At 39.5% G+C, this 23,406-nt stretch carries 18 protein-coding genes; 5 read left to right on the top strand and 13 right to left on the bottom strand.

Going from position 1 to position 23,406, the window contains the following annotated elements; translation table 11 throughout:
- Positions 1-170: 170 nt before the first annotated feature.
- Both IGI49_RS15805 and gshAB read right to left on the bottom strand, forming a co-directional pair.
- Positions 171-629: a helix-turn-helix domain-containing protein gene (locus IGI49_RS15805; RefSeq protein WP_429962449.1), complete on the bottom strand. Its 459-nt coding sequence runs from the start codon at positions 627-629 to the stop codon at positions 171-173.
- Between the two features lie 154 nt (positions 630-783).
- Positions 784-3,042 carry a bifunctional glutamate--cysteine ligase GshA/glutathione synthetase GshB gene (gene gshAB / locus IGI49_RS15800; RefSeq protein WP_429962448.1) on the bottom strand — a complete coding sequence of 753 codons (2,259 nt, stop codon included), beginning with the start codon at positions 3,040-3,042 and terminating at the stop codon, positions 784-786.
- 928 nt (positions 3,043-3,970) lie between these two features.
- Between gshAB and IGI49_RS15795 the strand changes: the two genes are divergently transcribed.
- Positions 3,971-4,732: an AzlC family ABC transporter permease gene (locus IGI49_RS15795; RefSeq protein WP_429962447.1), complete on the top strand. Its 762-nt coding sequence runs from the start codon at positions 3,971-3,973 to the stop codon at positions 4,730-4,732.
- Positions 4,725-5,030, top strand: a complete 306-nt coding sequence (locus IGI49_RS15790; RefSeq protein WP_429962446.1) for an AzlD domain-containing protein — start codon at positions 4,725-4,727, stop codon at positions 5,028-5,030. The genes IGI49_RS15795 and IGI49_RS15790 overlap by 8 nt, the downstream gene beginning before the upstream one ends.
- Positions 5,031-5,081: 51 nt before the next feature.
- Here the strand turns inward: IGI49_RS15790 and ftsY are convergent, their stop codons facing one another.
- Genes ftsY through rnc form a run of 4 tightly spaced genes read right to left on the bottom strand, consistent with a single transcriptional unit; the run spans position 5,082 to position 11,496 of the window.
- Positions 5,082-6,380, bottom strand: a complete 1,299-nt coding sequence (gene ftsY / locus IGI49_RS15785) for a signal recognition particle-docking protein FtsY (protein WP_429962445.1) — start codon at positions 6,378-6,380, stop codon at positions 5,082-5,084.
- Between the two features lie 9 nt (positions 6,381-6,389).
- Entirely contained in the window at positions 6,390-7,199 is an 810-nt protein-coding gene (locus tag IGI49_RS15780; protein WP_429962444.1) for a Cof-type HAD-IIB family hydrolase, read from the bottom strand.
- On the bottom strand, positions 7,177-10,785 hold the full coding sequence (smc, locus tag IGI49_RS15775; RefSeq protein WP_429962443.1) for a chromosome segregation protein SMC: 3,609 nt from the start codon (positions 10,783-10,785) through the stop codon (positions 7,177-7,179). The genes IGI49_RS15780 and smc overlap by 23 nt, the downstream gene beginning before the upstream one ends.
- Before the next feature lie 18 nt (positions 10,786-10,803).
- Positions 10,804-11,496, bottom strand: a complete 693-nt coding sequence (rnc, locus tag IGI49_RS15770; RefSeq protein WP_207702487.1) for a ribonuclease III — start codon at positions 11,494-11,496, stop codon at positions 10,804-10,806.
- 225 nt (positions 11,497-11,721) lie between these two features.
- Between rnc and IGI49_RS15765 the strand changes: the two genes are divergently transcribed.
- On the top strand, positions 11,722-12,783 hold the full coding sequence (locus IGI49_RS15765; RefSeq protein WP_429962442.1) for an LPXTG cell wall anchor domain-containing protein: 1,062 nt from the start codon (positions 11,722-11,724) through the stop codon (positions 12,781-12,783).
- Positions 12,784-12,862: 79 nt separating this feature from the next.
- On the opposite strand, the gene IGI49_RS15760 is transcribed toward IGI49_RS15765, so the two are convergent.
- The 6 genes from IGI49_RS15760 to IGI49_RS15735 form a co-directional block, all read right to left on the bottom strand.
- A complete protein-coding gene (locus IGI49_RS15760) occupies positions 12,863-13,831 on the bottom strand; it encodes a dipeptidase (RefSeq protein ID WP_429962441.1) in 969 nt (322 codons plus the stop codon).
- 52 nt (positions 13,832-13,883) lie between these two features.
- Positions 13,884-14,126, bottom strand: a complete 243-nt coding sequence (gene acpP / locus IGI49_RS15755; RefSeq protein WP_207702484.1) for an acyl carrier protein — start codon at positions 14,124-14,126, stop codon at positions 13,884-13,886.
- 122 nt (positions 14,127-14,248) lie between these two features.
- Positions 14,249-15,244 carry a phosphate acyltransferase PlsX gene (plsX, locus tag IGI49_RS15750; RefSeq protein ID WP_207702483.1) on the bottom strand — a complete coding sequence of 332 codons (996 nt, stop codon included), beginning with the start codon at positions 15,242-15,244 and terminating at the stop codon, positions 14,249-14,251.
- 40 nt (positions 15,245-15,284) lie between these two features.
- Positions 15,285-17,318, bottom strand: a complete 2,034-nt coding sequence (gene recG / locus IGI49_RS15745) for an ATP-dependent DNA helicase RecG (protein WP_429962440.1) — start codon at positions 17,316-17,318, stop codon at positions 15,285-15,287.
- A gap of 70 nt (positions 17,319-17,388) precedes the next feature.
- Positions 17,389-19,071: a DAK2 domain-containing protein gene (locus IGI49_RS15740; protein ID WP_429962439.1), complete on the bottom strand. Its 1,683-nt coding sequence runs from the start codon at positions 19,069-19,071 to the stop codon at positions 17,389-17,391.
- 27 nt (positions 19,072-19,098) lie between these two features.
- The gene (locus IGI49_RS15735; protein ID WP_207702480.1) at positions 19,099-19,461 is read right to left on the bottom strand and encodes an Asp23/Gls24 family envelope stress response protein; all 363 of its coding nucleotides are present in this window, start codon (positions 19,459-19,461) and stop codon (positions 19,099-19,101) included.
- A 279-nt stretch (positions 19,462-19,740) separates the two neighbouring features.
- On the opposite strand from IGI49_RS15735, the gene rpmB reads away from it, so the two are divergent.
- Together rpmB and IGI49_RS15725 are read left to right on the top strand one after the other, a co-directional pair.
- Positions 19,741-19,929 carry a 50S ribosomal protein L28 gene (rpmB, locus tag IGI49_RS15730; RefSeq protein WP_010756473.1) on the top strand — a complete coding sequence of 63 codons (189 nt, stop codon included), beginning with the start codon at positions 19,741-19,743 and terminating at the stop codon, positions 19,927-19,929.
- 214 nt (positions 19,930-20,143) lie between these two features.
- Positions 20,144-22,771 carry a YfhO family protein gene (locus IGI49_RS15725; RefSeq protein WP_429962438.1) on the top strand — a complete coding sequence of 876 codons (2,628 nt, stop codon included), beginning with the start codon at positions 20,144-20,146 and terminating at the stop codon, positions 22,769-22,771.
- 52 nt (positions 22,772-22,823) lie between these two features.
- On the opposite strand, the gene IGI49_RS15720 is transcribed toward IGI49_RS15725, so the two are convergent.
- On the bottom strand, positions 22,824-23,405 hold the full coding sequence (locus IGI49_RS15720) for a hypothetical protein (RefSeq protein ID WP_429962437.1): 582 nt from the start codon (positions 23,403-23,405) through the stop codon (positions 22,824-22,826).
- Position 23,406 lies beyond the last annotated feature (1 nt).

Below are 23,406 nucleotides of genomic sequence, written 5' to 3'. Positions count from 1 at the left end.
TATACTAAGGAAAGAATAACAAAAAGAAGTCATTTGCAGTCATAAATGTCCGAAACGGTCGAAAAATGATCTTAAACGAACCTTCTTCCACTTTTCGTCAATCAGAAAGTCATTTAATCTATTTTTCAAATTCTTTCAGGTGCTACCTCAAATTTAGCTCTCACAAGCACTTACTGTCTTCCCTGAAGCTCCTTTTTCATTCTTTCTGAGAATCCTAAAAATAGATCAACTGGTACCAATGCTAAACCAAACGATTCAGGATCTTCATCTCCCAAGAGTACAAAGCCATCTCCTTTTTTTATATTAAAAATATCCTGGGCCTCTTTTGGGATGGCAATTTGTCCTCGTTCTTGAACTTCCACTACTCCAAACATATGCTTGCCCTTGGGTGCAATCTTAGTTAGAGAATCCTCTTCATTGAAACGCATTAAATCATCCACTGTAACATCGTATAGATTCGCCAATGCCATCGTATTCACTAAATCGGGCATCGAATCCCCAGATTCCCATTTAGCCATTGCCTGACGAGTGACACCAATTTTTCCAGCTGCCTCCTCCAGAGTATAATTGTACTGCATTCGCAAAAAACGCAAATTTTTCTGAATCGTAATTTTCTTCTGATTTCTCATGCTTTTCAAACCTCCTGCCTTTATTCTAGCAGAAACGACAATCAGCTAGTACAGCAAATACACATTGTTTATTTTAGTCACCTCCGCGTAATAAAAAACCAGATACCAACTACTTCTTTCTAGCTGAAAGAGCATTGATACCTGGAACTTTTTATTAACCTAATTCTGGAAACAATAGATGTAAGACATTTAGTGTTAAACGACGGCCTTTTCCAGCATAAGGATAAATATGCATGTGCATGGCTGGATTGAAGTTTGCTTCAATAATCCCATAATCCCCTTTATCCTCAAAAGGTTTATCCTTATCTGGGATGATCAAATCAATCCCGCTTATTTCAGCTCCCAAGGCTTCCACAGCAGCAATTGCTATTTCTTTATAGCTTTCGTGCATTTCATCGGTGATATCAATGGAGTCGCCTCCGGTAGAAATATTGGAATTCTCTCTTAAAAAGACTTGTTGCTGAGAAGCAGGTACACTATCGATAGTAAAACCTTGTTCTTTGAGCATGAGTTTTTCCAATTCACTCAACTGGATTAATTCTAACGGCGAACGATGATGAGTACCGCGCAAGGGATCTTGATTTTTCTCATCAACTAATTGCTTAATCGTTTTATTTCCATCGCCTACTACATTAGCCGGAATTCGCAACAGCACTGCTTTTACTTGATGATCAATCACGAAGAAACGATACTCAGTTCCTTCCATAAACTCTTCTATCAGAACTGAATTGTCTTCCTTAAAAGCAATTTTTAAACCAGCTATATAATCCTCTAATGAAGCACCTTCTTTAAAGATAGTGATGCCTAATCCATAGTTAGTAGACTTAGGCTTGATAACAAACGATTGCTGAGCGTAGCGCGGATAAGCCTTTCGAGCCTTCTCAATTGAAGTAAAGGTTTCTCCTAAGGGAACTCTAAAACCTGCCTGCTCCAATACCATTTTAGTCACTGTCTTATTTTCCATTAACAAAGGTGAAATATAGGTATCTTTGCTGGTCATATTGGCATTCTTCACATATTCTTTATGATCATCGTGCTTTAATAAAACGAATTGGTCACTGCGGTCCATTACATTAAATTCTAATCCCATTTGAATAGCGTCAAACAATAAATTCTGTGTAGATAATTCCATCTCCGCAAAACCTGCTAGTTGGTAAGAGCGTGCATAAGCTTCTTCATAGTATCGTTGACCTAATTCTCTGCCTAGTGCTGCTTGTCCCTCTGCTTCATCAGCCTTCAACAAACGAGCAGCCAGCGTCAGCTCTGGTTGTTCTAACCATTCTTGATAGTTGCTTATGAGATCATTTACAGGAAGCTCTAGCTCCTCAACCATCTGCTGCATTTTGACAAATAACTGCCTGCCTTCTTCTAAATGAGCAGTTTGCTCATAAGGATGCTCTAACGATACCTCATCATTTAGTTGATTTCCTTGCTCCACCCATTCATCTGCTGGCATCTGCTCATCTGTCCACAATAAATACAGCATAAACAAATGAATAAATTCAATCGCTTCTTTATTAATTCCTACACGTTCGAAAGGGTTTAAATCAATGTTGCGTAATTCAACGTAACGGATTCCTGTATGGAACAAATCAGCTACTTTTTTTCCCCCACGCATGCGAATAGGCGCATAAAATTCTTTTTCTTCAGAAAGTCTTCCTTGTGCAACATTTTCAGCCAAGTCTTCACTGTAGCGATCCAACGAAGCATAAGATACCTTCACATTCGGCTTGTTTACATAGCCGAATGGGCTAGTTCGAATACTGCGAACAGGTTCATTAGGACGATCTTCATCGACAAAATAACCTGTTTCACTAATTGGTGTTGCACCAAACAAATAAGTCAACAACCAGCGATAACGCAAAAAGTTACGAGCAATTTTCATATACAGTTCCGTTTTAAAGGCTTCAATACAGGTGAATTCTGTTTGTACTTGAAACAATTCTTTTACCAAATCTAACCCATATTCAAAGTTGAAATGAATGCCGCTAACCATTTGCTTGCGTTTACCATATTCGCGAGCTAAGAAACGACGATATAATACATCCTCATGTCGTTCCAGTTTAGCAATCACAATGTCTTCTTCTTTCTCAGGTAAAACGGGTGGCATGGATAGTGGCCACATCATTTCATTTTCTGGCATACTCCGCTGAGCAACATCATGAATAGCTGTTAAAGTAGCCAATACTTCGTCGGCTGAATCACTAACTGGTGTAATTAATTCTAACTGCGTTTCAGAAAAATCTGTTTGAATATACGGATGAAAACTTCGATTACCTAAATTTTTTGGATGATCAGTTTTAGCTAGTTGGCCCTGCAGGTCAACCCGTTGATTTTCTTTCTCTATTCCAAATCGTGCTTGCAACAACCACGGTTTTACTTTTTCTTGGCGCATCATTTCTTTGATTTCCATTTATGCAGGCCTCCTCATCACGCCTATTATATAGAATTATTGACTGAAAAAGAATGGAAATGCTTAAATTTATTTTTTCAAGATGAAACTATGGTTCATTCCGGACACTTTTGAATCAAGCGGATCACTACTTCTTCTCCTTTTCAGTCAACACCTATTGCTACATGATAGAAAACAAACCTTTAATATCATTTCACTGATAGGATAGTCCCCTGCACCCAATCTCAAACTTAAACTCCTACTACTTGTATATAACTACGATCACACTGGACGGTTCTTCATCTTAAATAAAATTTGCGATTCATTGTTTGTCTACGATGATAGGACATCCCTTCGTTTCACTAGTGGATGTCTCTTAAGAAAAGTGCTCCCTTACATCGTTAGTTCACAGCTTGAATCTTAATTTCAGATGCTACTGATGTACGAACAAATCTCCAAATAATACATTAATTCCTATACACACAATAATACTTGTGTGTATAGCTAATCCAATTACAAAATTCACTTCTGAAATTCCAATTTTGAGGCTTTAATCATTTGGTGAAAGCAGTGTCTGACTCGCGTCCTACTGTGAATAAAACTATTTCTTAACTCTTTTACCTCTTATTTTTCCTCTGCAAGGTCTGTCCAACTATTGAAATATCTTGTAATTAAGGATTATCATTGGTTAATGTCTATCCATCTTTCTTACGATGCATTAGATCATTCTTAAATCTTGTTCTAGTACTTATGTTCTGTTTTGAGAACAACCACTCTCCTTAATCTGCTGCATAAAGCGACCAACCTTTATGATCCAACAAAATTAGTATAAAAGGAATTGGCTCTCTTCCATTACATTTACTTATGTATCCATAATAATCATTCGTTTTACTAATATAAATGCTATTGATATAATACGTACAATAAAAAATGAAGGGTTCTAGTAGAGATGGAAGAAAAAGAATGGGTATCACAACAAGAAAATATGCGAACGCTTGCTAACAAAACTGTATTTAAAGATGGGGTTAAAGATGGAATACCTATCGGAATTGGGTATTTTGCTGTTGCATTTTCATTGGGGATTACCGTTAGAAATGCTGGGATGTCCGCTTTTCAAGGCTTTTTGATGAGTCTGTTAAATAATGCTTCTGCTGGACAATATGCCGCTTTGGTTGTGATTGCAGCTAAAAGCTCTTATTTAGAATTGGCATTGGTTACATTGATTACCAATGCTCGCTATTTATTAATGGGCTGTGCTTTAAGTCAACGTTTATCACCACAAATGCCCTTTAGCCATCGCTTTTTTTTGAGTTTCGACATCACTGATGAGTTATTTGGCTTAATGATCGCACGTTCTGGTTATTTGAATCCTTATTATATGTATGGTGCTGTAACAGCTGCTGCTCCCTGCTGGGCTATTGGCACTGCAATTGGCGTTGTGTCAGGTAATATCCTGCCGCTTCTACTGGTCAGTGCACTAAGTGTGGCTCTGTACGGCATGTTCTTAGCCGTCATTATACCTCCAACGCGTACAAATAAGGTATTGGGTGCTTTGGTGTTAGGAAGTTTTGCTGCTAGTTATGTTACTGCAAAAGCACCGATTATTGCTAACATCTCTAGTGGTTCGCGAACAATTATCCTAACGGTCATTCTTTGTACCTTGGCTGCAATCTTATTTCCAATCAACAAAGAAGGTGAAAGACATGCCTAACATCTATGTATATATTCTGATAATGTCTGTAGTCACCTACAGTGTCCGCCTATTACCATTAACTCTTCTACGAAAACCCATTAAAAACATTTTTATTCAATCCTTTTTACACTATGTGCCTTATGTCACTTTAGCGGTAATGACTTTTCCGGCTATCCTAGAGGTCACCCAAGTTCCCTTAGCCGGTTTATTGGCTTTGCTAGCTGGAAGTCTTGCTGCTTGGTATCAGGGCAATCTTTTCCAAGTAGCCATTGTTTGTTGCGCTACAGTACTTATAGTAGAAGCTTTGCTCATTTAAAAAAGCTTATTCGTCTAGTCAGCAGCTGCTGTCTGTTCGAATAAGCCCTTTTTAGTCTTCTTTCAATAAGCCTTTGAATAAGCCTACTGCGAAATCATTTGGATCAAAAGTTGCCAAATCATCAATTTTTTCACCTAAACCAACTAACTTTACTGGTAAATGCAGTTCATTGCGAATTGCCAAGACAATCCCCCCCTTTGCTGTTCCGTCTAACTTGGTTAAGACCAGCCCAGTTACGTCAGTAGTCTCTTTAAACTGCCGAGCTTGTGACAGAGCGTTTTGCCCAGTAGTTGCATCGACAACTAACAAAACTTCATGAGGTCCCGTCGGATACTCTCGTTGAATCACTCGTTTGATTTTTTCCAGCTCATTCATCAAATTAACTTTGTTTTGCAAACGGCCTGCTGTATCAATCAACAAGACATCATAATTCTCATTTTTGGCTTTTGCTACTGCGTCATAGACAACGGCTGCCGGATCACCCCCAGCATTGCCCCGAACAACTTCTACACTAGAACGTTGCCCCCAAACTACCAGTTGATCAATAGCTCCAGCTCGGAAGGTATCTGCTGCAGCCAGCAAGACTCTCTTTCCTTCTGATTTATACTGATGGGCCAGCTTACCAATACTGGTAGTTTTTCCCGTCCCATTTACACCAACAAATAGAATGATTGATAAACCTTCAGGCTGCAGATTCAATCGGTTATTCTCATCGATCCCTTCAGCTTCATAAATATCTACCAATTTTTCAATGATAACATTCTGAATTTGAGAAGGCTTCTTCGCGTTTTTCAGCTTCACTTCTTGTCGCAAGGAATCAGTCAACTTGATTGCTGTATCAAAGCCTACATCAGCTCCGATCAAAGTCTCCTCTAATTCTTCGAAGAACTCTTCGTCAACTCGGCGGAAACGAGCAAATAATTCGTTCATCCGGTCGCCGAAAGACTTACGCGTTTTTTCTAACCCTTTATCGTATTTTTCTTGAGCTGAGGTTTCAACAGGCTCCAACAATTCTTCTATTACTTCCTGTGTTTCAGTAGGTGCATCTAGCTCTTCTTCTGGCAAAATTTCCGTTGATTGAGATTCCTCCACAAGTGTTTCTTCTGCGTCCTCAGTCTCTAGCGTAGGAGCCTCTGGTACTGTTTTCTCAAAAGACTCAGTTAAATCCTTCGTATTCGTTGGAGTATTAGCATCTACAGTTTCCTCAGGCGTCTCATTTGTTTCATTTTCCGCAGTTTGGCTATCAATTTCACTGGTTTCTGTTTCTGGCGATTCATTGGATTCAGGTGTTTCCTGCTCTTCCTTTTTCTCACTCATGAAGGCATTTTTTATTCGATCAAATAGTCCCATCGTTTCCTCCTAGTTCAAAACAAATTTTTCGATGGCTAAAGCAACACCATCGGCTTGGTTGGTAGCTGTAACGTGATCGGCTGCAGTCTTTACATCTTCCGTAGCATTTTCCATTGCTACGCCTATTCCAGCATATTCAATCATTGGTAAATCATTGGCTTCATCACCTAACGTTAACATTTCACTAGCACTGATTCCCAACTCTTTGCCTAAAACTTCTAAGCCATATGCCTTCGTGACACCATTGGGCATGAATTCCAGTAAGTTAGGACGTGTTTTGCAAACTTCATAACGTTCGATATATTCTACCGGAATTTCAGCCATTTTTTCATCTAAATAGTCAACATCGATTGCTGCAACTACTTTATTGTACAAAGTATTATCAGTTAATTCTTCAATTACTACCGGAAAGTAAGTAACTTTTTTATTCATAGTTGGGTATAAAGAAGTATGTTTTGGAGCAGTAGCAAGCTGTAGACAACGAGCATCTGACAAAATATCCATCGGTAAAGGCAGCTCAGTGAATAGATCATAAATATCTTGAACTTGTTCTAAATCTAGCGCTGTTTTCCCTAATAAATCACCCGTATTATTTTTTTGAATTAGCCCGCCGTTAAAGGTAATAGAGTAATCTCCCTCTTCCATCAAATTCAATTCTTCTAAATAATCACCAATAGCAATTAAAGGTCGGCCGGTACAAACAACAATTTTTACGCCTTGTTCTTTGGCTTTGGCCAAAGCTTGTTTATTTTTATCAGAAATCGTTTTGGCATCCGTTAGTAATGTGCCGTCTAAATCAATTGCTACTAATTTTATCATGGGACTGTTCCTCTCCAGTTTCAAATTTTCCACCTTCATTTACCTGTTCCAGACGAACCGAGATAATCTTCGATACACCGGATTCCTGCATGGTAACCCCATACAAAACATCTGCCGCTTCCATCGTTCCCTTACGATGGGTAACAACAATAAATTGAGTATCATCTTCAAATGAACTTAAATAGCGGCCAAAACGTGAAACGTTCGCTTCATCCAAAGCTGCTTCCACTTCATCGAGTACACAAAACGGCACTGGTCGAACTTGGATAATTGAAAACAGTAAAGCAATTGCAGTCAATGCTCGTTCTCCACCTGAAAGCAAGGATAAGCTTTGCAGCTTCTTGCCTGGAGGCTGGGCTTCAATTTCAATACCAGTATTCAACAAATCATTTGGGTCCGTCAGCAATAGTTCTGCCCGACCGCCGCCAAACATGTTAGGAAAAACTTGCTTGAATTGTTCACGAATCGCCTGGAAAGTGGTGTAAAAACGTGATTTTACTTCATCATCCATTTCATCCATCGTTTCAAACAATTGTTCCTTGGCTGATAAGAGATCATCTCTTTGAGTGGTTAAAAAATCATAACGTTCTTCTACCTGCTCATATTGCTCAATCGCATTCAGGTTGACGGGACCTAATTTTTCAATTGCTTGCTTCAAGCGCGTTACTTCCTGTTGAGCCGGATCAACATCAATCGTCACATCTGCCATTTCTTCAGCTGCTACAAAGCTCAAGCTGTATTCTTCCTGCAAGTAATCCAGTTCATTATCTAATTGCAATTCTAAACGATTTTTTTGTACGTCAGCCTGTGATTGACGGGCCAACAACTCCTTTTGTTCACGGTTTGCCAGTGTCAGCTCCCCATCAGCCTGATCCACTTGCTGCTGCAATCCTTGACGAGTTTGCTTCCAATCAGTCAATTGATTAACCAATTCTCCATGGGCTGCTTCTAACTCTGTTAAACGCTCATTCAAACTGTCCACTGTTTCTTCATGGGTCGAAGAATCATTTGATAAAGCCAGCAATTGGTTCTCTAAACTTTCCATTTCATTTACCAGCACAGTTAGTTGCTGGTGCTGCATGATTTGCTGCTGATTTAAATGATTCAACTGTTCTTCCATTACTGCGCGATCCGCCTGCAATCCGCTTAATTGGGTAGCCAAAGTAGTACGTCGTTCCTCCAGCAGATCACTTTCCTGATTTAATTGCTTAATTTCCTGATCAATCCGCTGTTGTTCAGCTTGTAATTGTTCAGCTTGCGCTTCTAATTGCGTTTTTTGCTCCTGATATTCGTTCAAAAAATGATCTAATTCTTTTGCTTCATAAGAAAAGAGGGATTGCTCTTTTTTCAAACGAGTTAATTCAGTTTCCAAACGCTCTAGTTCACTTTGCGCCTCTTGATAGGTTAAACGAGTTTGCTCTCCATTGGTACGTAAGGCTTCAATTTGAGCCGCTTGTTCTTGAATTGATTGCTGCATTTGCTTTACCAAGAGCTCTTTATTTTTTAAGTCACGATTGAGTTCTTCATAACGCTTCGTCAATGTGGTTAATTCGTGACCTTGATTAAACAGATTTCCTCGATTCCCTTGCTTAGTCGCTCCCCCGGTCATAGAACCACCAGCATTCATAACGTCGCCTTCTAAGGAAACAATCCGAACTTGATAATGCAGCTGCTTTGCTAATTGGTTCGCACTATCTAAGTCTTGCGCAATAACAATACCACCTAGCAGGTTTTCCATAACTGTTGAAACTTTTTGCTCAAAGGAAACCAACTGGCTGGCTACGCCGATAAAACCCTCGTGCTCTTTGATAGCCTGATAATGATGATTTGCCAGACTACGTGGTTTAATTGTTGTCAAAGGCAAGAAAGTTGCACGTCCGCTGCGCTGCTGACGTAAATAGGTGATTCCCTTACGTGCATCTGCTTCATTCTCCACAACAACATGTTGTGCTGCTGCTCCTAAAGCCGTTTCAATTGCCAACGCATATTTCTGAGGTACTTCCATCAGCTCAGCTACCGCTCCAACTACACCTGAAAGCTTGTCTTTGTGCTGTAAGACACTGCGTACTCCTTGATAGAAGCCACTGTAATTTTCTTGAATTTCTTGCAGGCTCTTCTTGCGGGCACGTACTTGCTGTACTTGATTCATCAGTTCATACATTAATTGTTGCTCATGCTGCAGACGTTTTTGCTGCTTGGCAGTTTCTTCTGTCAATTGGCGGTATTGTTGTTGTTCGTCAGTCAACTGAGTTCCAACTGTTTCTGCTCGCTCCTGAGCCGCTTGTTGTTTTGTCTGTATTTCTTTTAGCTGAGTCTGTAAAGCTTCAAAACGAGAGACACTTTGCTGATTCTTAGCAGTTTCCTGAGTATATTGACGTTCTAGGTACTTCAATTCATTGCTAACATTTGCCTGCTCTTGCATCAGTTCGACATAAGTGCCTCGTAAGTCTTCCAATACTTCTTTGGTTGATTTTTGGTACTTAATCGCTTCTGCTGTTAACTGCTGAATTTCAGCATCTAATGTTGCTTTTTCTCTTTGCTTTTGCTGCTGTTGCACCTCTAGCTGTTGAATTGATGCTTCAACTGCAGCTTGCTTTTCTTGGTTTTGATCCAATGATGCTTGATACTCTTCGCTGGTTTTTTGCGTATTTTTCGATCGCTCACTTAACAGCTCTTTTTGTCCTTCGGTCTGTTTCAACGCTTCAGTTAAATGCAGCAGCTGCTGTTGACCATTTTCCAGCTTTTCATCTAGCTTGCCACGTTTTTCACGCAGTAGTCCTAGTTGTTCTTCCGTTCGACGAATAAACTGGGAGCGTTCCTCAACCGTTGCCGAAAGACTTTCAAATTCCTGGCAGGCAATCTCCCAAGCTTGTTTGTTTGCTTTGATTTTTGCCACTGTTAAACTGACATCCGTTTCAGTCAGCTGTTCTTTTAAGTTCAAAAATTCTTTGGCTGCCTCACTTTGAGCTGCTAAAGGGGTCAATTGATCTTCCAGCTCATAAATAATGTCTTGAACACGGTTCAAATTGTCTTCTGTTTCAAACAATTTTTGTTCCGCTTTGCGTTTACGCTGTTTGTATTTCAGCACTCCTGCAGCTTCTTCAAAAATCCCTCGGCGATCTTCGGGCTTGCTGCTGAAAATTGCCTCAACTTTACCTTGAGAAATGATTGAAAAAGATTCTTTACCTAAACCGGAGTCCATAAACAAATCCTGAATATCCTTTAAACGGCAAGCTTTTTTATTGATGAAAAAATCACTTTCTCCCGTTCGACGGTAGCGCCGGGTAACACTGACTTCGCTAAAATCCAAAGGCAAATAGTGATCTGTATTATCCAAAACAACGGTAACTTCAGCAATATTCAATTGTTTTCTTGCTTCTGAACCTGCGAAAATGATATCCGGCATTTTGCCGCCTCGCAGGCTTTTTGCTGATTGTTCTCCTAATACCCAACGAATGGCTTCAGTTATATTGCTTTTCCCACTGCCATTGGGTCCAATTACTGCTGTTACACCTGTTTCGAATTCAATTTTGGTGCGTTCAGCAAAGGATTTAAATCCAGCTATTTCTATACGTTTCAAATACACGAAAGGTGGTACCTCCAATTATGCTTTAAGAGCTGCCAAGGCCTTAGCTGCAGCATCTTGTTCTGCTAGTTTCTTTGATTTGCCTTTTCCAGAACCGATCATCCGATCATCCACATATACTTCAATCGTAAATGTTCGTTCGTGAGCCGGGCCTTCTTCACTAACTAAGCGATAGTCAATCGTCACATCACCGCTTTTTTGCAAAACTTCCTGCAAACGGGTTTTGTGATCCATTTCTCGGGTAAATTCCCCAGCTTCAATTCTTGGGAAAATAACTGACTGAATAAATCTCAAAGCGGCTTCATACCCTTGATCTAAATATAAAGCACCTAGAAAAGATTCAAATAGGTCGCATAACAATGATGCGCGATTACGACCACCAGAGTTCTCCTCACCTTTACCTAACCATACGTATTGATCAAAATGACATTCTTTTGCAAACTTAGCCAAGCTGTCTTCACGCACAATTGCCGAACGCAACTTTGTTAATTTACCTTCTGGCACATCTGGGTATTGACGATACAAGTAATGAGAAACTTGCAGTTCTAATACAGCATCTCCTAAAAATTCTAAACGTTCGTTATCAGAAAGCTGCATATTGCGATGCTCATTGACATAGGACGAATGAGTAAAAGCTTGTTCTAGTAACGTGACATCTTGGAAGACAATGCCGTAGCGTTCTTTTAGCTCGTTGATCAATTGCGTATCCATTGGCTACATTCCTTTTTTAAAGTTTTACATCACGATCTATTATACTGTTTTTTGGTAAATTTTTAAATGAGAAGTGATAATAGTAAGAAAAACTTGAAAAACGAAGAAATTTTTCTGCTGCGAATAAGTAGTCCCAAATTTTTTTCAAAAAACTACAAAGTTTCTATTTACAATAAAATTACTTATGTTACAATATCATTACAAAAACATTAAGGAGTGGTTACTTTGAAAAAATGGTTATTGTTAGGTGCGTGTGTGTTGGCTTTTCCTATGACTGTTAACGCTGAATCAACTGAAGTAAATGGAAATGGAGCAGTTTTAGCGGCTCAAGAAGAAACGGTTATATCTACAGAGGACAGCAGCCAAACAACAACATCAACTGAGCTCACTAATGATTCAAAAAATACAGGAACAAGCGGCTCTGCAACAGAGCAGGAACCAATCGTACCTGCTACTGAAGAACAAAACCAATCTTCTGTTGAAAAGGTTTCTGGAAAAAAGGCTGAAGATATCCAAAAAGAAGTCATCAAGGGTATTGAAAAGGATTCAGGGATTAAAGCAACTAAAGAACAATCAGCCAATATTAGCGCTCAACAATGGCGTGAAGCTCTATACGAAATTGGTGGAAACTTACTATCTAAAGAAGAAATTGATGGCTACACTGATCAGCAATTATTGGATGCTCAAACCTTATTTGAGCGTTATAACTACGACACCGTTGGTATGGATGCTAGTAGCTTTGCTCGGTTGTTAAGAGCGTTATACCAGGATAAAACAATTTCTTATGATGAAGCGGCTAAGGCCTTAGCTTTTAATCCCAACAATTATAAAAGCAGCCTTGATATGATTTCAGATATCGATCAATTGCAAGCTTACTTAAAAGTAATGTACCCTGCTAACAGTAGCTTTTGGGGAATTCGGGATCTGACAAATGATGAACTAATTGCTATCTTAAAGCAAATTGCACCTTTCCAGCAAAAAATTATTGAAGAACAAGGCAGCTTATGGCCAGGAGTTATTGCCCTAATCTCTAATTATGCTGAAAAAGGATTGCCAGCTACTTCAACTGACCAAAGTGATCATACAAGTACCAGCACATCAGAATCAGCTGGAAACACCGTTAATAATGGAGCTACAACACCTTCCTCTTCTGAAACTCAAACTGTCATTCAAAAGCTGTTGCCAAAAACTGGTGAACAAAAAACAACTTGGATGATTGTTATCGGCTTAGTGATCATTGGGGCTGTAGCCTATATCTGGCTACGAAAAATTCGTCCCCGTCATTAATTTTTTTATTCAACCTAAACAGGACTAGTAGTTGGATAAACCTAAAAAAGATCGTTCACAAGTTGCGAACGATCTTCTCTTATGATAAAAACTCATGGTATAAACGTTCCACGTTTTGATAAAAGATTTTCTCACGCTCACTAGCAGAGAATCCTGCTTCTCGTAAAGCCTGCTCGATTTTTTCAATTGACCGAATATCCGATAACTCCGGATGCTCTTCAATCCCATCGAAATCTGATCCAAGACCCACACATTCTATGCCGCCAATTTGAGTGAAATGTTGAATATGATGCATTAGGCCTTCGATAAGCGATTGCTGACTGTTTGACGGACGAATAAAAGCTTCGTAATAATTCATACCAATTACTCCACCCCGATCACCAATTCCACGAATCAGTTCATCTGATAAATTACGGGGATGATTACAAACTGATCGAGCATTAGAGTGGCTAGCTACAAAGGGGCGTTTAGTATACATTAAAACATCCCGTACTAATTGATCTGAACCATGAGATACATCAATGATCATTCCCAGTTCTTCCATACGTTGGACAATTTTTATTCCGATTTCTGTTAATCCCTTTTGTTTGGTATCCAATGTTTGTAACGCGTCATTCCAATAAAGTGCATTCGGAAACCCAATTTCATTCTCAAAATTCCAGGTTAAGGTCAACATACGTACGCCCAAATCATAGAACTCCTCCAGCCGATCTAAACGGCCAGCTAGCGGCGCCCCCTCTTCCATCGTCAGAAGTGCACTTAAACGCCCTGCTGCCTGATTTTCTTCATACTCAGCCATCGTGGTAATTGGTCGAATCAAGTCAGTATTTTTCCCCATTTCGGTATGATAGCAGGCTATCATTTCGCGACAGACCTGATAGGGATCATCTACCTCGTCCAAAGGAATAAACATTGCAAAGTTTTGCAGAACGGTTGGACTCTCCTTCATCCGAAATAAATCAATTTGAAAATTGTTTTCTCTTAGTTCAGTACCTGTTGCCTGATAGATTTTCATGATCGTATCACAGTGCATATCAATCGCTCTCATTTTTCCTCCTCAACGAAAAAACGCAAAATCCTGCGATTCTGCGTCTTTACTCTTATCCTTGATTTTCCATAATGTAGTCAACTGCAGCACCAACGGTTTCGATTCTTTCTGCATCTTCATCAGAAATTTCTGTACCAAATTCATCCTCTAATTCCAGAACAAATTCCATAATACTGATTGAATCTGCATTTAAATCATCCTTGATGCTTAACTCAGATGTTACTTTGTCTTTGTCTAATTCAAAATGATTTGAGATAATCTCAGCTACTTTGCCGAATACTTCCTCACGCGTCAACAACATTCACCTCCATACGATTAACATTTATTTCCTATTCAAATACCAGAAGGTCAATGTACATTTTACTTTTGTTTCAAGGGTTTGTCTACCTTTTTCGGCAAATTCCCCTGACAGACCACTTATTGCTCTTGTTCAAAGAACTGGACCAATTGACCAACAACGTCGGTTTTTAGCATCGTATGAATCTGTGTAATCGTATGAGAAACCGCTTCAGGACCTGTCGATCCATGCGTTTTAATGACTGGCGCTTTTAGACCAAATAGAACGGCTCCACCATGGGAGGAATAATCTAATTTGTCCTTCAGACCGTACAATGTATCTTTTAGCAGCAGTGCGCCCAGTTTGCCTTTGGTTCCAGCCTCATTGATGCTTCCTTTAATTAATTGCATTAACCCCATCGCTGTACCTTCAATAGTTTTCAAAACAGCATTCCCAGTGAAACCATCCGTTACGACTACATCAGCTGCACCAGTTAATAATTCACGTGCTTCAATATTGCCGATAAAGTTGATACTTTCTTCCGCCTCAAGCAACTGGTAAGCCTGCTTAGTCAGCTCGCTGCCCTTAGTTTCTTCCGTTCCATTATTCAAAAGTCCAACTCGTGGGTTTTGAATACCGCGAACATGCTTTGCATAAAAAGACCCTAAGATGGCATACTGATGCAAATGTTCTGGTTTATTTTCAGCGTTGGCACCAAGGTCCAGCATATCAAAGCCTTGATCACTAGCTAAAACTGGCATAGTGGACATCAAACCTGGTCGTTCAATATTTTTGATTCGTCCGACTACAAACAATCCTGCTGCTAATAGTGCTCCTGTATTCCCAGCTGAAAAAATTGCATCAGCTTTGCCGTCTTTAACCGCTTGTGCTGCTAATACCATTGAAGCTGTTTTCTTGCGGCGAATAGCCTTTACTGGTTCATCGTCACTATTGATTTTTTCATCGGTATGAATAATAGTAATATTCGTTTCATCCGTTACGTATTGACGGATTTCGTCTTCTTTTCCATATAATTGAAACTCAATCTCTGGATGATTTTTCTTTGCCAGCATAACACCTTCCACAATGGCTTGTGGAGCAAAGTCGCCACCCATCGCATCAACTGCGATTTTCATTTGAGCGTCACTCCTTTAATTTTTATTTTAGTATAGCACACTAATCAAAATAAGTTTCATGCGCGCTAGTGGGTTGAATTACTTGATCCAACGGTGAATATTCTGGCTGCTGCTGCCATTTCTCTACGTTCCAGATAGCAGCGGCTTCTTGTCTTGCTACCTCCAGTACATTGGCATCATTCACCAAATCCGCAATAACAAATTGAGGCAGACCTGACTGTCGGAACCCAAACACTTCCCCGGGGCCGCGTAATTCTAGATCTTTTTCACTCAAGACGAACCCATTATTAGTTTCTGTCATAATTTTCATTCGTTCTTTTCCTAGTTCATTTTTCGGACTAGCTACTAGAATACAATAAGAAGCTTCTGACCCTCGTCCTACTCGACCGCGTAACTGATGCAATTGAGCTAAGCCAAAGCGTTCAGCATCCATAATAAACATTACCGTCGCATTTGGTACATTTACTCCAACCTCAATTACGGTTGTAGAAACTAGAATTTGACTTTGATTATCTTTAAATTCTTCCATAATGGCTTCTTTTTCAACATTTTTCATTTTTCCATGCAGCAAGCTGACCTGATAATCAGGGGCATAGAAATCTTTAAGCTGTTCATAAATTTCTGTCGCATTTTGCACATCTAAAGCTTCCGATTCTTCAATCAATGGACAAATAACATAAATCTGGTGCCCCTGCTGCAGCTCCTGCCGTGCCCAATCCAATGTAGGATCCAACTGTTTGGGTTTTATCCAGCTCGTCTTCACCGGAATCCGCCCGGCCGGCATCTGATCAATGATGGAAACATCCATTTCACCATAAGCTGTGATAGCTAACGTCCGCGGAATTGGTGTTGCTGTCATAAATAGAACATCAGGATGAAGCCCTTTTTCCCGTAATACCTTTCGCTGATTGACTCCAAATCGATGCTGTTCATCAGTAATGACCAAACCTAGATGAGCGAATTGAACATTGTCCTGGATTAACGCATGAGTTCCTACAATTACATCAATTTCTCCATTAGCAAGAGCTTCTAAGATCACCTTACGCTCACGAGTTTTAGTGGAACCCGTCAGTAGAGCAATGCTCACTTCCAATGGATCAAATAACTGAGTTAAACTTTCCAAATGCTGCTGAGCCAATATTTCTGTCGGCACCATCAAAGCTCCTTGAAATCCGGCAGTCATCGCCGCATACAATGCAATTGCTGCGACAACTGTTTTCCCACTCCCTACATCGCCTTGTAGTAAACGCTGCATGTGATTTTTACTGCGCAGATCATAACAAATCTCGTTAGTAACCCTTTTTTGAGCATCAGTTAATTCAAAGGGCAAACTTTGGGTGAATTGTTTCAAACGCTGCACATCATAACGAATTGCAATCCCATTTTTTTCACTGCGTTCACTATTTTTCAATCCCTGCATCCGCATTTGGAATAAGAAAAATTCTTCAAAAACTACTCGGCGTTTGGCTTGATGACTTTCTTCTGGATTTCTGGGAAAATGCATCGCATACATTGCTTTTTTGCGGGAAATTAAACGATATTTTTCTAATAAATAGACCGGCAGGTTTTCCGGAACTTCGGCTCCATATTTTTCGAAGGCTACCTTAATTAGTTCAATCAATGTACTTTGCCGTACCGATTTTGATACATGATAAATAGGTGCAAAGTCTTCCGTTTGTTTACCCCCGAGAATTTTCATTCCTGTCAATGATTTACGTCTAGCATCCCATTTGCCGTATACGGCTATTTCTTCACCAACTTCAGCTTTATCTTTTAAATAAGGCTGATTGAAAAAGGAAACCGTAAAAACGGCATGATCCTGCATCATTCGAAATTGAAGCCGGCTCTTTTTGTACCCAAAACGGTTCAGCACTGGGGCAGAAACTACAACTCCCTTTAGCGTAACTTTTTCTTGATCATTAATCTCTAATAAATTCTTTTCTTGGATATCTTCATAACGAAAAGGATAATAGCTCAGTAGGTCTTCAATCGTAAGAATTCCCAGCTCCGCCAGATTTTGTGCCCGCTTCGGCCCCACTCCAGGTAAAACACTGACACTTTCCTGCAAAGTCATGCAATTCCTCCTTTCATAAAGCAATTGGTTGTAAGAGAAAAAGAGACCGGGAAATCCCGGCCTCTTTTGTTTATTCAGCTGAAAGCAAATAAGGATAGACCGGTTGATTTCCTTCATGAATTTCAACTTCTAAATCGTCATCCATAGCTTCGATCGCTTCTGCTAATTGTTGTGCTTGTACTTTGGTTCCTTCTTCACCATAGATGATCGTAATGATCTCAATGTCAGCAGTAATCATCTGTTTTAAGGTGTCCAAGGTCGTTTGGTACAAATCAGGCTCTGACAGAACAATTTTACCATCAATCATCCCCAGGTAATCACCTTCATGGATTTCTACACCATCAATAGATGTATCACGAATCGCATTAGTGATTTGTCCGCTGATTACGGAATCAAGAATATCGGTCATTGCTTTTTTATTATCTTCTAAGCTTTGTTCTTCATTGAAGGCCAGCATTGCGGTCATTCCTTGAGAAATGGTCTTGCTTGGTACTACGGCTACAGGAATATCAGCAACTTCTGCTGCTTGGTCCGCGGCCATAAAAATATTTTTATTATTTGGTAGAACAATTACTTGATCTGCATTGACTTCTTTAACAGCTTTTAAAATGTCCTCAGTACTTGGGTTCATTGTTTGTCCACCACTGATCACGTAAGACACACCTAAACTCTCAAATAGATTTTTAACACCTTCGCCAGCAGAAATAGCAATCACTGCATAAGGTTTGCGTTCAGGCGTTGTTCCTTCGAACTCTGCTACCTGTTCGTCGTGTTCCAGAATATTCTCATGCTGTACACGCATATTGTCAACTTTGATTTTTACTAAAGAACCAAATTTTTGACCATAATTCATTACTTCGCCGGGATGTTCTGTATGTACGTGAACTTTGACAATTTCATCATCGTTTACGACCAATAAAGAATCTCCAATTCCGTCTAGATAATTACGGAAAGTATCATAATCAAATTCGCTGTCTACCGTTGGGCCTTGGCCTAATTGAACCATAATTTCGGTACAGTAACCGAATTTAATATCCTCAGTTGCCATATGTCCTTGAACACTGCGATGATGTTCAGCATTCACCATTTCATCCATCTCAGCAGGACTTGGTTCATAACTCTCATCAGAGAAATATTCGCCGTTTAAAGCACTTAAAAATCCTTCATAGATAAACAGCAGACCTTGACCGCCGCTGTCTACTACGCCAACTTCCTTAAGAACCGGCAGCATCTCTGGTGTTTTATCCAATGCGCGCTTGCCGTACTTCACAACAGCCTCTAATACTTCAATTACGTCATCGGTTTGTTTCGCCTTACGATCGCCGGCTTTTGCTGCTTCACGAGCTACGGTTAAAATGGTTCCTTCAACCGGCTTCATAACAGCTTTATATGCTGTTTCCACACCGTGAACCAGTGCTTTTGCCAAGTCTTGGGCATTTAAAGTTACGACATCAGGAATTTCTTTAGAAAAACCACGGAATAATTGCGACAAAATAACCCCTGAATTGCCGCGAGCTCCCATTAATAATCCCTTGGCTAATACGTTAGCTAATTCGCCAACCTTTTCCGAAGGGGAATTAACTACCGCAGTCGCTCCGCTAGTCATAGATAAATTCATATTGGTTCCAGTATCGCCATCGGGAACTGGAAAGACATTTAATGAGTTGACATACTCTGCATTAGCTTGCAGACGCTTAGCGCCAGCCTCTACCATTTCTTGGAATTGGCTCGCGCTGATTTCTGTTACCTTCACTTAGATAATCCTCCTTAAGAACACTGCCTAGTCTGGCAGTACACGTACACCTTGGACAAATACATTCACTGAGTTGGCTTTGACACCTAGTAACGTTTCAAGATTGTATTTTACTTTTTCTTGTACGTTGCGAGACACTTCAGAAATTTTTGTTCCATAGCTGACGATTGTATACACATCAACCGCGATACCATTTTCTTCTTGACGCACGACAACTCCGCGGGAATAGTTTTCTTTACGTAAAATTTCAGTAATATTGTCTTTGATTTGTTTTTTGCTTGCCATACCGACAATTCCAAAAACGTCGGTTACTGCACCGCCTACTACTGTTGCGATGACTTCGTTTGAAATCTCAATCATGCCTGTTTGGGTATTAATCTTCACAGCCATTGTTGTTAGCCTCCTTAAATAGGCCTAATCGCCCACTTTTTCTACTATAATATTCTATCATAGCCCCCATGCAAATAAAAGGAAGTTCGACTAAAAGCCCTTCATCTGTACTTGCAACTTTTACCTGTTTGAGCTAACATTGTCTAATTTACCTGCAAAAAGCCGTCTTGTCAATCTTTCTTAGAAAATATGCTTGCTATTTTATTTCTTTTGTGCTAAATTATTTTAGTATGAGCCTACGAAGCGCTCCAATATCAAGGCAAAAGGAGGAAACAAAACATGGCAAAAGTTTGCTATTTCACTGGTCGTAAAACAAGCAGCGGCAACAACCGTTCACACGCTATGAATGCTACAAAACGTACTGTAAAACCTAATTTACAAAAAGTTCGCGTAATGATCGACGGCAAACCTAAAAAAGTTTGGGTGTCAACTCGTGCTTTGAAATCTGGAAAAGTTGAGCGCGTTTAATTTCAAATTAATCGAACACAACCAAACCGTTCGACTGAACGGTTTTTTATTTTGTTAAGCAAGCCGCAAAAAGCTGTCTTTATATAGAAGCTTCTTGCGGCTTGCTTTTTTCTTCATAAATTTTTAACACTTCTTTCGGGTGATCTTCTTCTGCATCTGTTTTCATGTATGGTAAACTTTGAGTACTACCTATGTTAGAAATTTGGTGATTTTGTTGAAAAAATATCTTCGTGAAAATCGCTGGTACCTATTAGCCAGCTTTGGTATTCCTTTACTATTAATGATTATTGCTTATTTAACTGTCGGAATTTATCCTGGCTCCAGCCGCAGTGTATTGGCTAGTGATGCCTTTTCGCAATTTTCAAATTTTCATGCTAGCTTTAGAAATATGCTCTTGGGCAAACAGGGTTTGCTTTACACTTGGAACGCCTCAATGGGTTTAAATTACCTTTCATTAGTTTCTTATTATCTAGGCGGTATATTTACGCCACTGGTGATTTTCTTTCCCAATCAGTATATGCCAGATGCCTTATATGTAATCACCTTGCTGAAAATTGGTTCAGCCGGTCTGGCCTTTTGGTTTTATGCTAAAGAGAGCTTTCGTCTACCCGATTGGTCAAAAGTTGCACTAAGTGTCAGCTATGCTTTGATGTCTTTTACTACTGCTCATTCAGAAATTATTATGTGGCTGGACGCCTTTGTTTATCTGCCATTGGTGATTTTAGGAATTAATCGGGTAATGGATAAACGAAAGCCAACTGTTCTTTTTCTTTCCTATTTAATGTTGTTTTTGACCAGCTTTTATATAGGCTTTATGATCGGTATTTTTTCCGTACTATATTTTGCGGCTCGTCTGTTCACCGATTGGAAACGATATAAGAAAAGTCTTTTGCCTTATGGAATCACTTCGTTGTTGGCCGGTTTTGCCTCTATGATTATGATTTTACCAGCTGTGGTGGATCTAAGAACGAATGGGGAAGAACTAACGAAAATAACCCAATTTAAAACTGAAGCAACTGGTTGGTGGGATTTCGTCGCTAAGAATATGGTCGGCGTTTATGATACAACTAAATATGGGTCAATTCCATTTATTTATATTGGTCTGTTTCCGCTAGCACTTTGCTTGTTCTACTTTGTTTCGAAACGGATCCATTGGAAACAAAAAATTCTTTACGGTTCAATTGGCGCACTTTTGATTGCCAGCTTTTATATCGTTCCTATGAATCTGTTTTGGCACGGGATGCATGCACCAAATATGTTCTTATTCCGTTATGCTTACCTACTGTCCTTTTTGATTATTACCTTAGGTGCTTGGGGCTGGGAAAAGCTTACACGGGAAAACAGTATACAGCTAGTTGCTATTTTGTTAATGATAATCGCTATCTTTTCGATTTTTTGGGGCATGAAGGGAAATGATTATAGTTACATTGCCAATCATTCCTTCTATCTATCGTTAGCTTTTCTGGCTGTGTATGCACTTTTAGTTACTGGATATTATCTTAATAAAATACCTGTGAAGATTCTAGCAGTTTTATTCTTGTTACTGATGGGAACAGAAGCCTTTGTTAATGCAGATTCCATGGTTCATGGTATCCTCAATGATTGGAATTACGCGTCCCGTAGTCTGTACACAGATCCCTATCCAAGCATCAAGACATTGGTTAATCAGACACAAGAAGAAAATGACAGCTTTTATCGCTTAGAAAATCTTGATCCAGTTTCTTCGAATGATGCTTTTAACTATGGGTATAGTGGCATCAGCATGTTCTCATCTATTCGCAATCGCCACTCATCTGGCTACTTAGACCAACTTGGTTTTCGTTCGCGAGGAACTAATTTGAATATTCGCTATCCTAATAACACGCTGTTAATGGATTCCTTTACTGGAATTAAGTACAACATTGCTAAAACCGATGATTTAGCTAAATATGGGTTTAACGAGGTAAGCAAAAAGGACGACTATCATTTATATGAAAATGAGTACCAGTTGCCTTTAGCTTTCAAAGCACCTAAAGATGTAACTAAATTGAAGCCATTGCCTAATGATAACTTAGGTACACAAACTCAGTTATATAATGCTTTAGCCGATGAAAACTACCAATATTACCAGTTTCTGCCAATCCAAGAAGTTGGTACAGAGAATGCTATTGTGACTAATACTGGAAATATCATGACTATCGCTGAAGAGGAAAGCAATGTAGCAAAACAGGTTACTTGGCAAGTTCGAGTGCCAGCTAATACACAGGCCTATTTTAGCTTATTCCCTTATGATTTTAGTGAGTTGGAAAGCTCAAGTGCTAGCGTAACTGTTAACGGACGAACTCGGAAAACCCAAATTAATATCAATGGACAATATTATGATTTGGGGTACTACCCGACAGAAACCTACGTAACTTTTACTGCCAGCTTTTATGGTACAAAATCCATCAGCTTCCAAAATCCACAAGTTTTGGCTTTAGATACAGTAGCTTATCATTTAGCCAGCCGCAAGCTTCAGAATAATGGAGTGGAAATGACTGTTGGTAAACACAGTGCCACTGGAACAGTAGAAGCTGATACCGACCAGACATTAGTTACTACCATTCCTTATGACGAAGGCTGGCAAGCAAGAGTAGATGGCAAAAAAGTAAAAATTACCGCTTTTGAAGATGCCTTTGTCAGCATCCCGATTGAAAAAGGTAAACATAGGGTAACCTTTACTTATCTGCCAAAAGGTCTGGCTTCAGGGATTGCTTCTTTCATCATCTCAATTTTACTATTTGTTCTTTATTTGCAATGGCTGAAACGTAAGCCTAAAGTCAAACGCACTAGAGGGGCTCATACAGGACTACCAAAAGAATAATAAAAAGCGGTCAAAGGATTTTTGCCTTCGACCGCTTTTCTATATTTCCACTTTAAAATAAAGAACCAAAAAAAATACCATTAAAGAAAGAAAAACTCATATACATCAAAAACATCGTAATCATACCAATAGGAATCCCTTTTAAGAAAGCAGGGATTGTCGCCATTGACATTCGGTCCAATGCCCCAATATAAGCCAAGCTAAACACAAAGTACATGGCACCATAAATAATTACTTGATACATAAAATCAGCAACATCAACGGCATCTATTCGAGAAAACGTCGCTGTGCTTAACAAGAAAACAACTGTAACCATCATTTTTTTTAACTCTACGGTCAAAAACATTTTACTTTTTGGTGCAAATAACGTGACTCCACTGACTATTAGAGCCAGCCCACCTGCATACACAACTTCCATTACACTTTCAGTTCCTGGAATTCCAACCTCAGTAACTAACAAAACAAATAACAATCCTGCAACGCAGTAGGCCGCATAATTTAATAATCCTGCGTAGGCTACACGAGCCACTGAACTAGGTCTTTCAGCAGGCACGCTTTTTTGCTTGTATTTTTGTGCACAATAACAGGTAAATAAAACACATCCGAAAAATACTAACCGATTCGCTATCATCATT

This window comes from Enterococcus sp. AZ071, assembly GCF_050499065.1.
GTDB classification, from domain to species: domain Bacteria; phylum Bacillota; class Bacilli; order Lactobacillales; family Enterococcaceae; genus Enterococcus_A; species Enterococcus_A ferrettii.
Note: the sequence above shows the minus strand (reverse complement) of the source record. Positions and strands in the feature narration are given on the sequence as shown.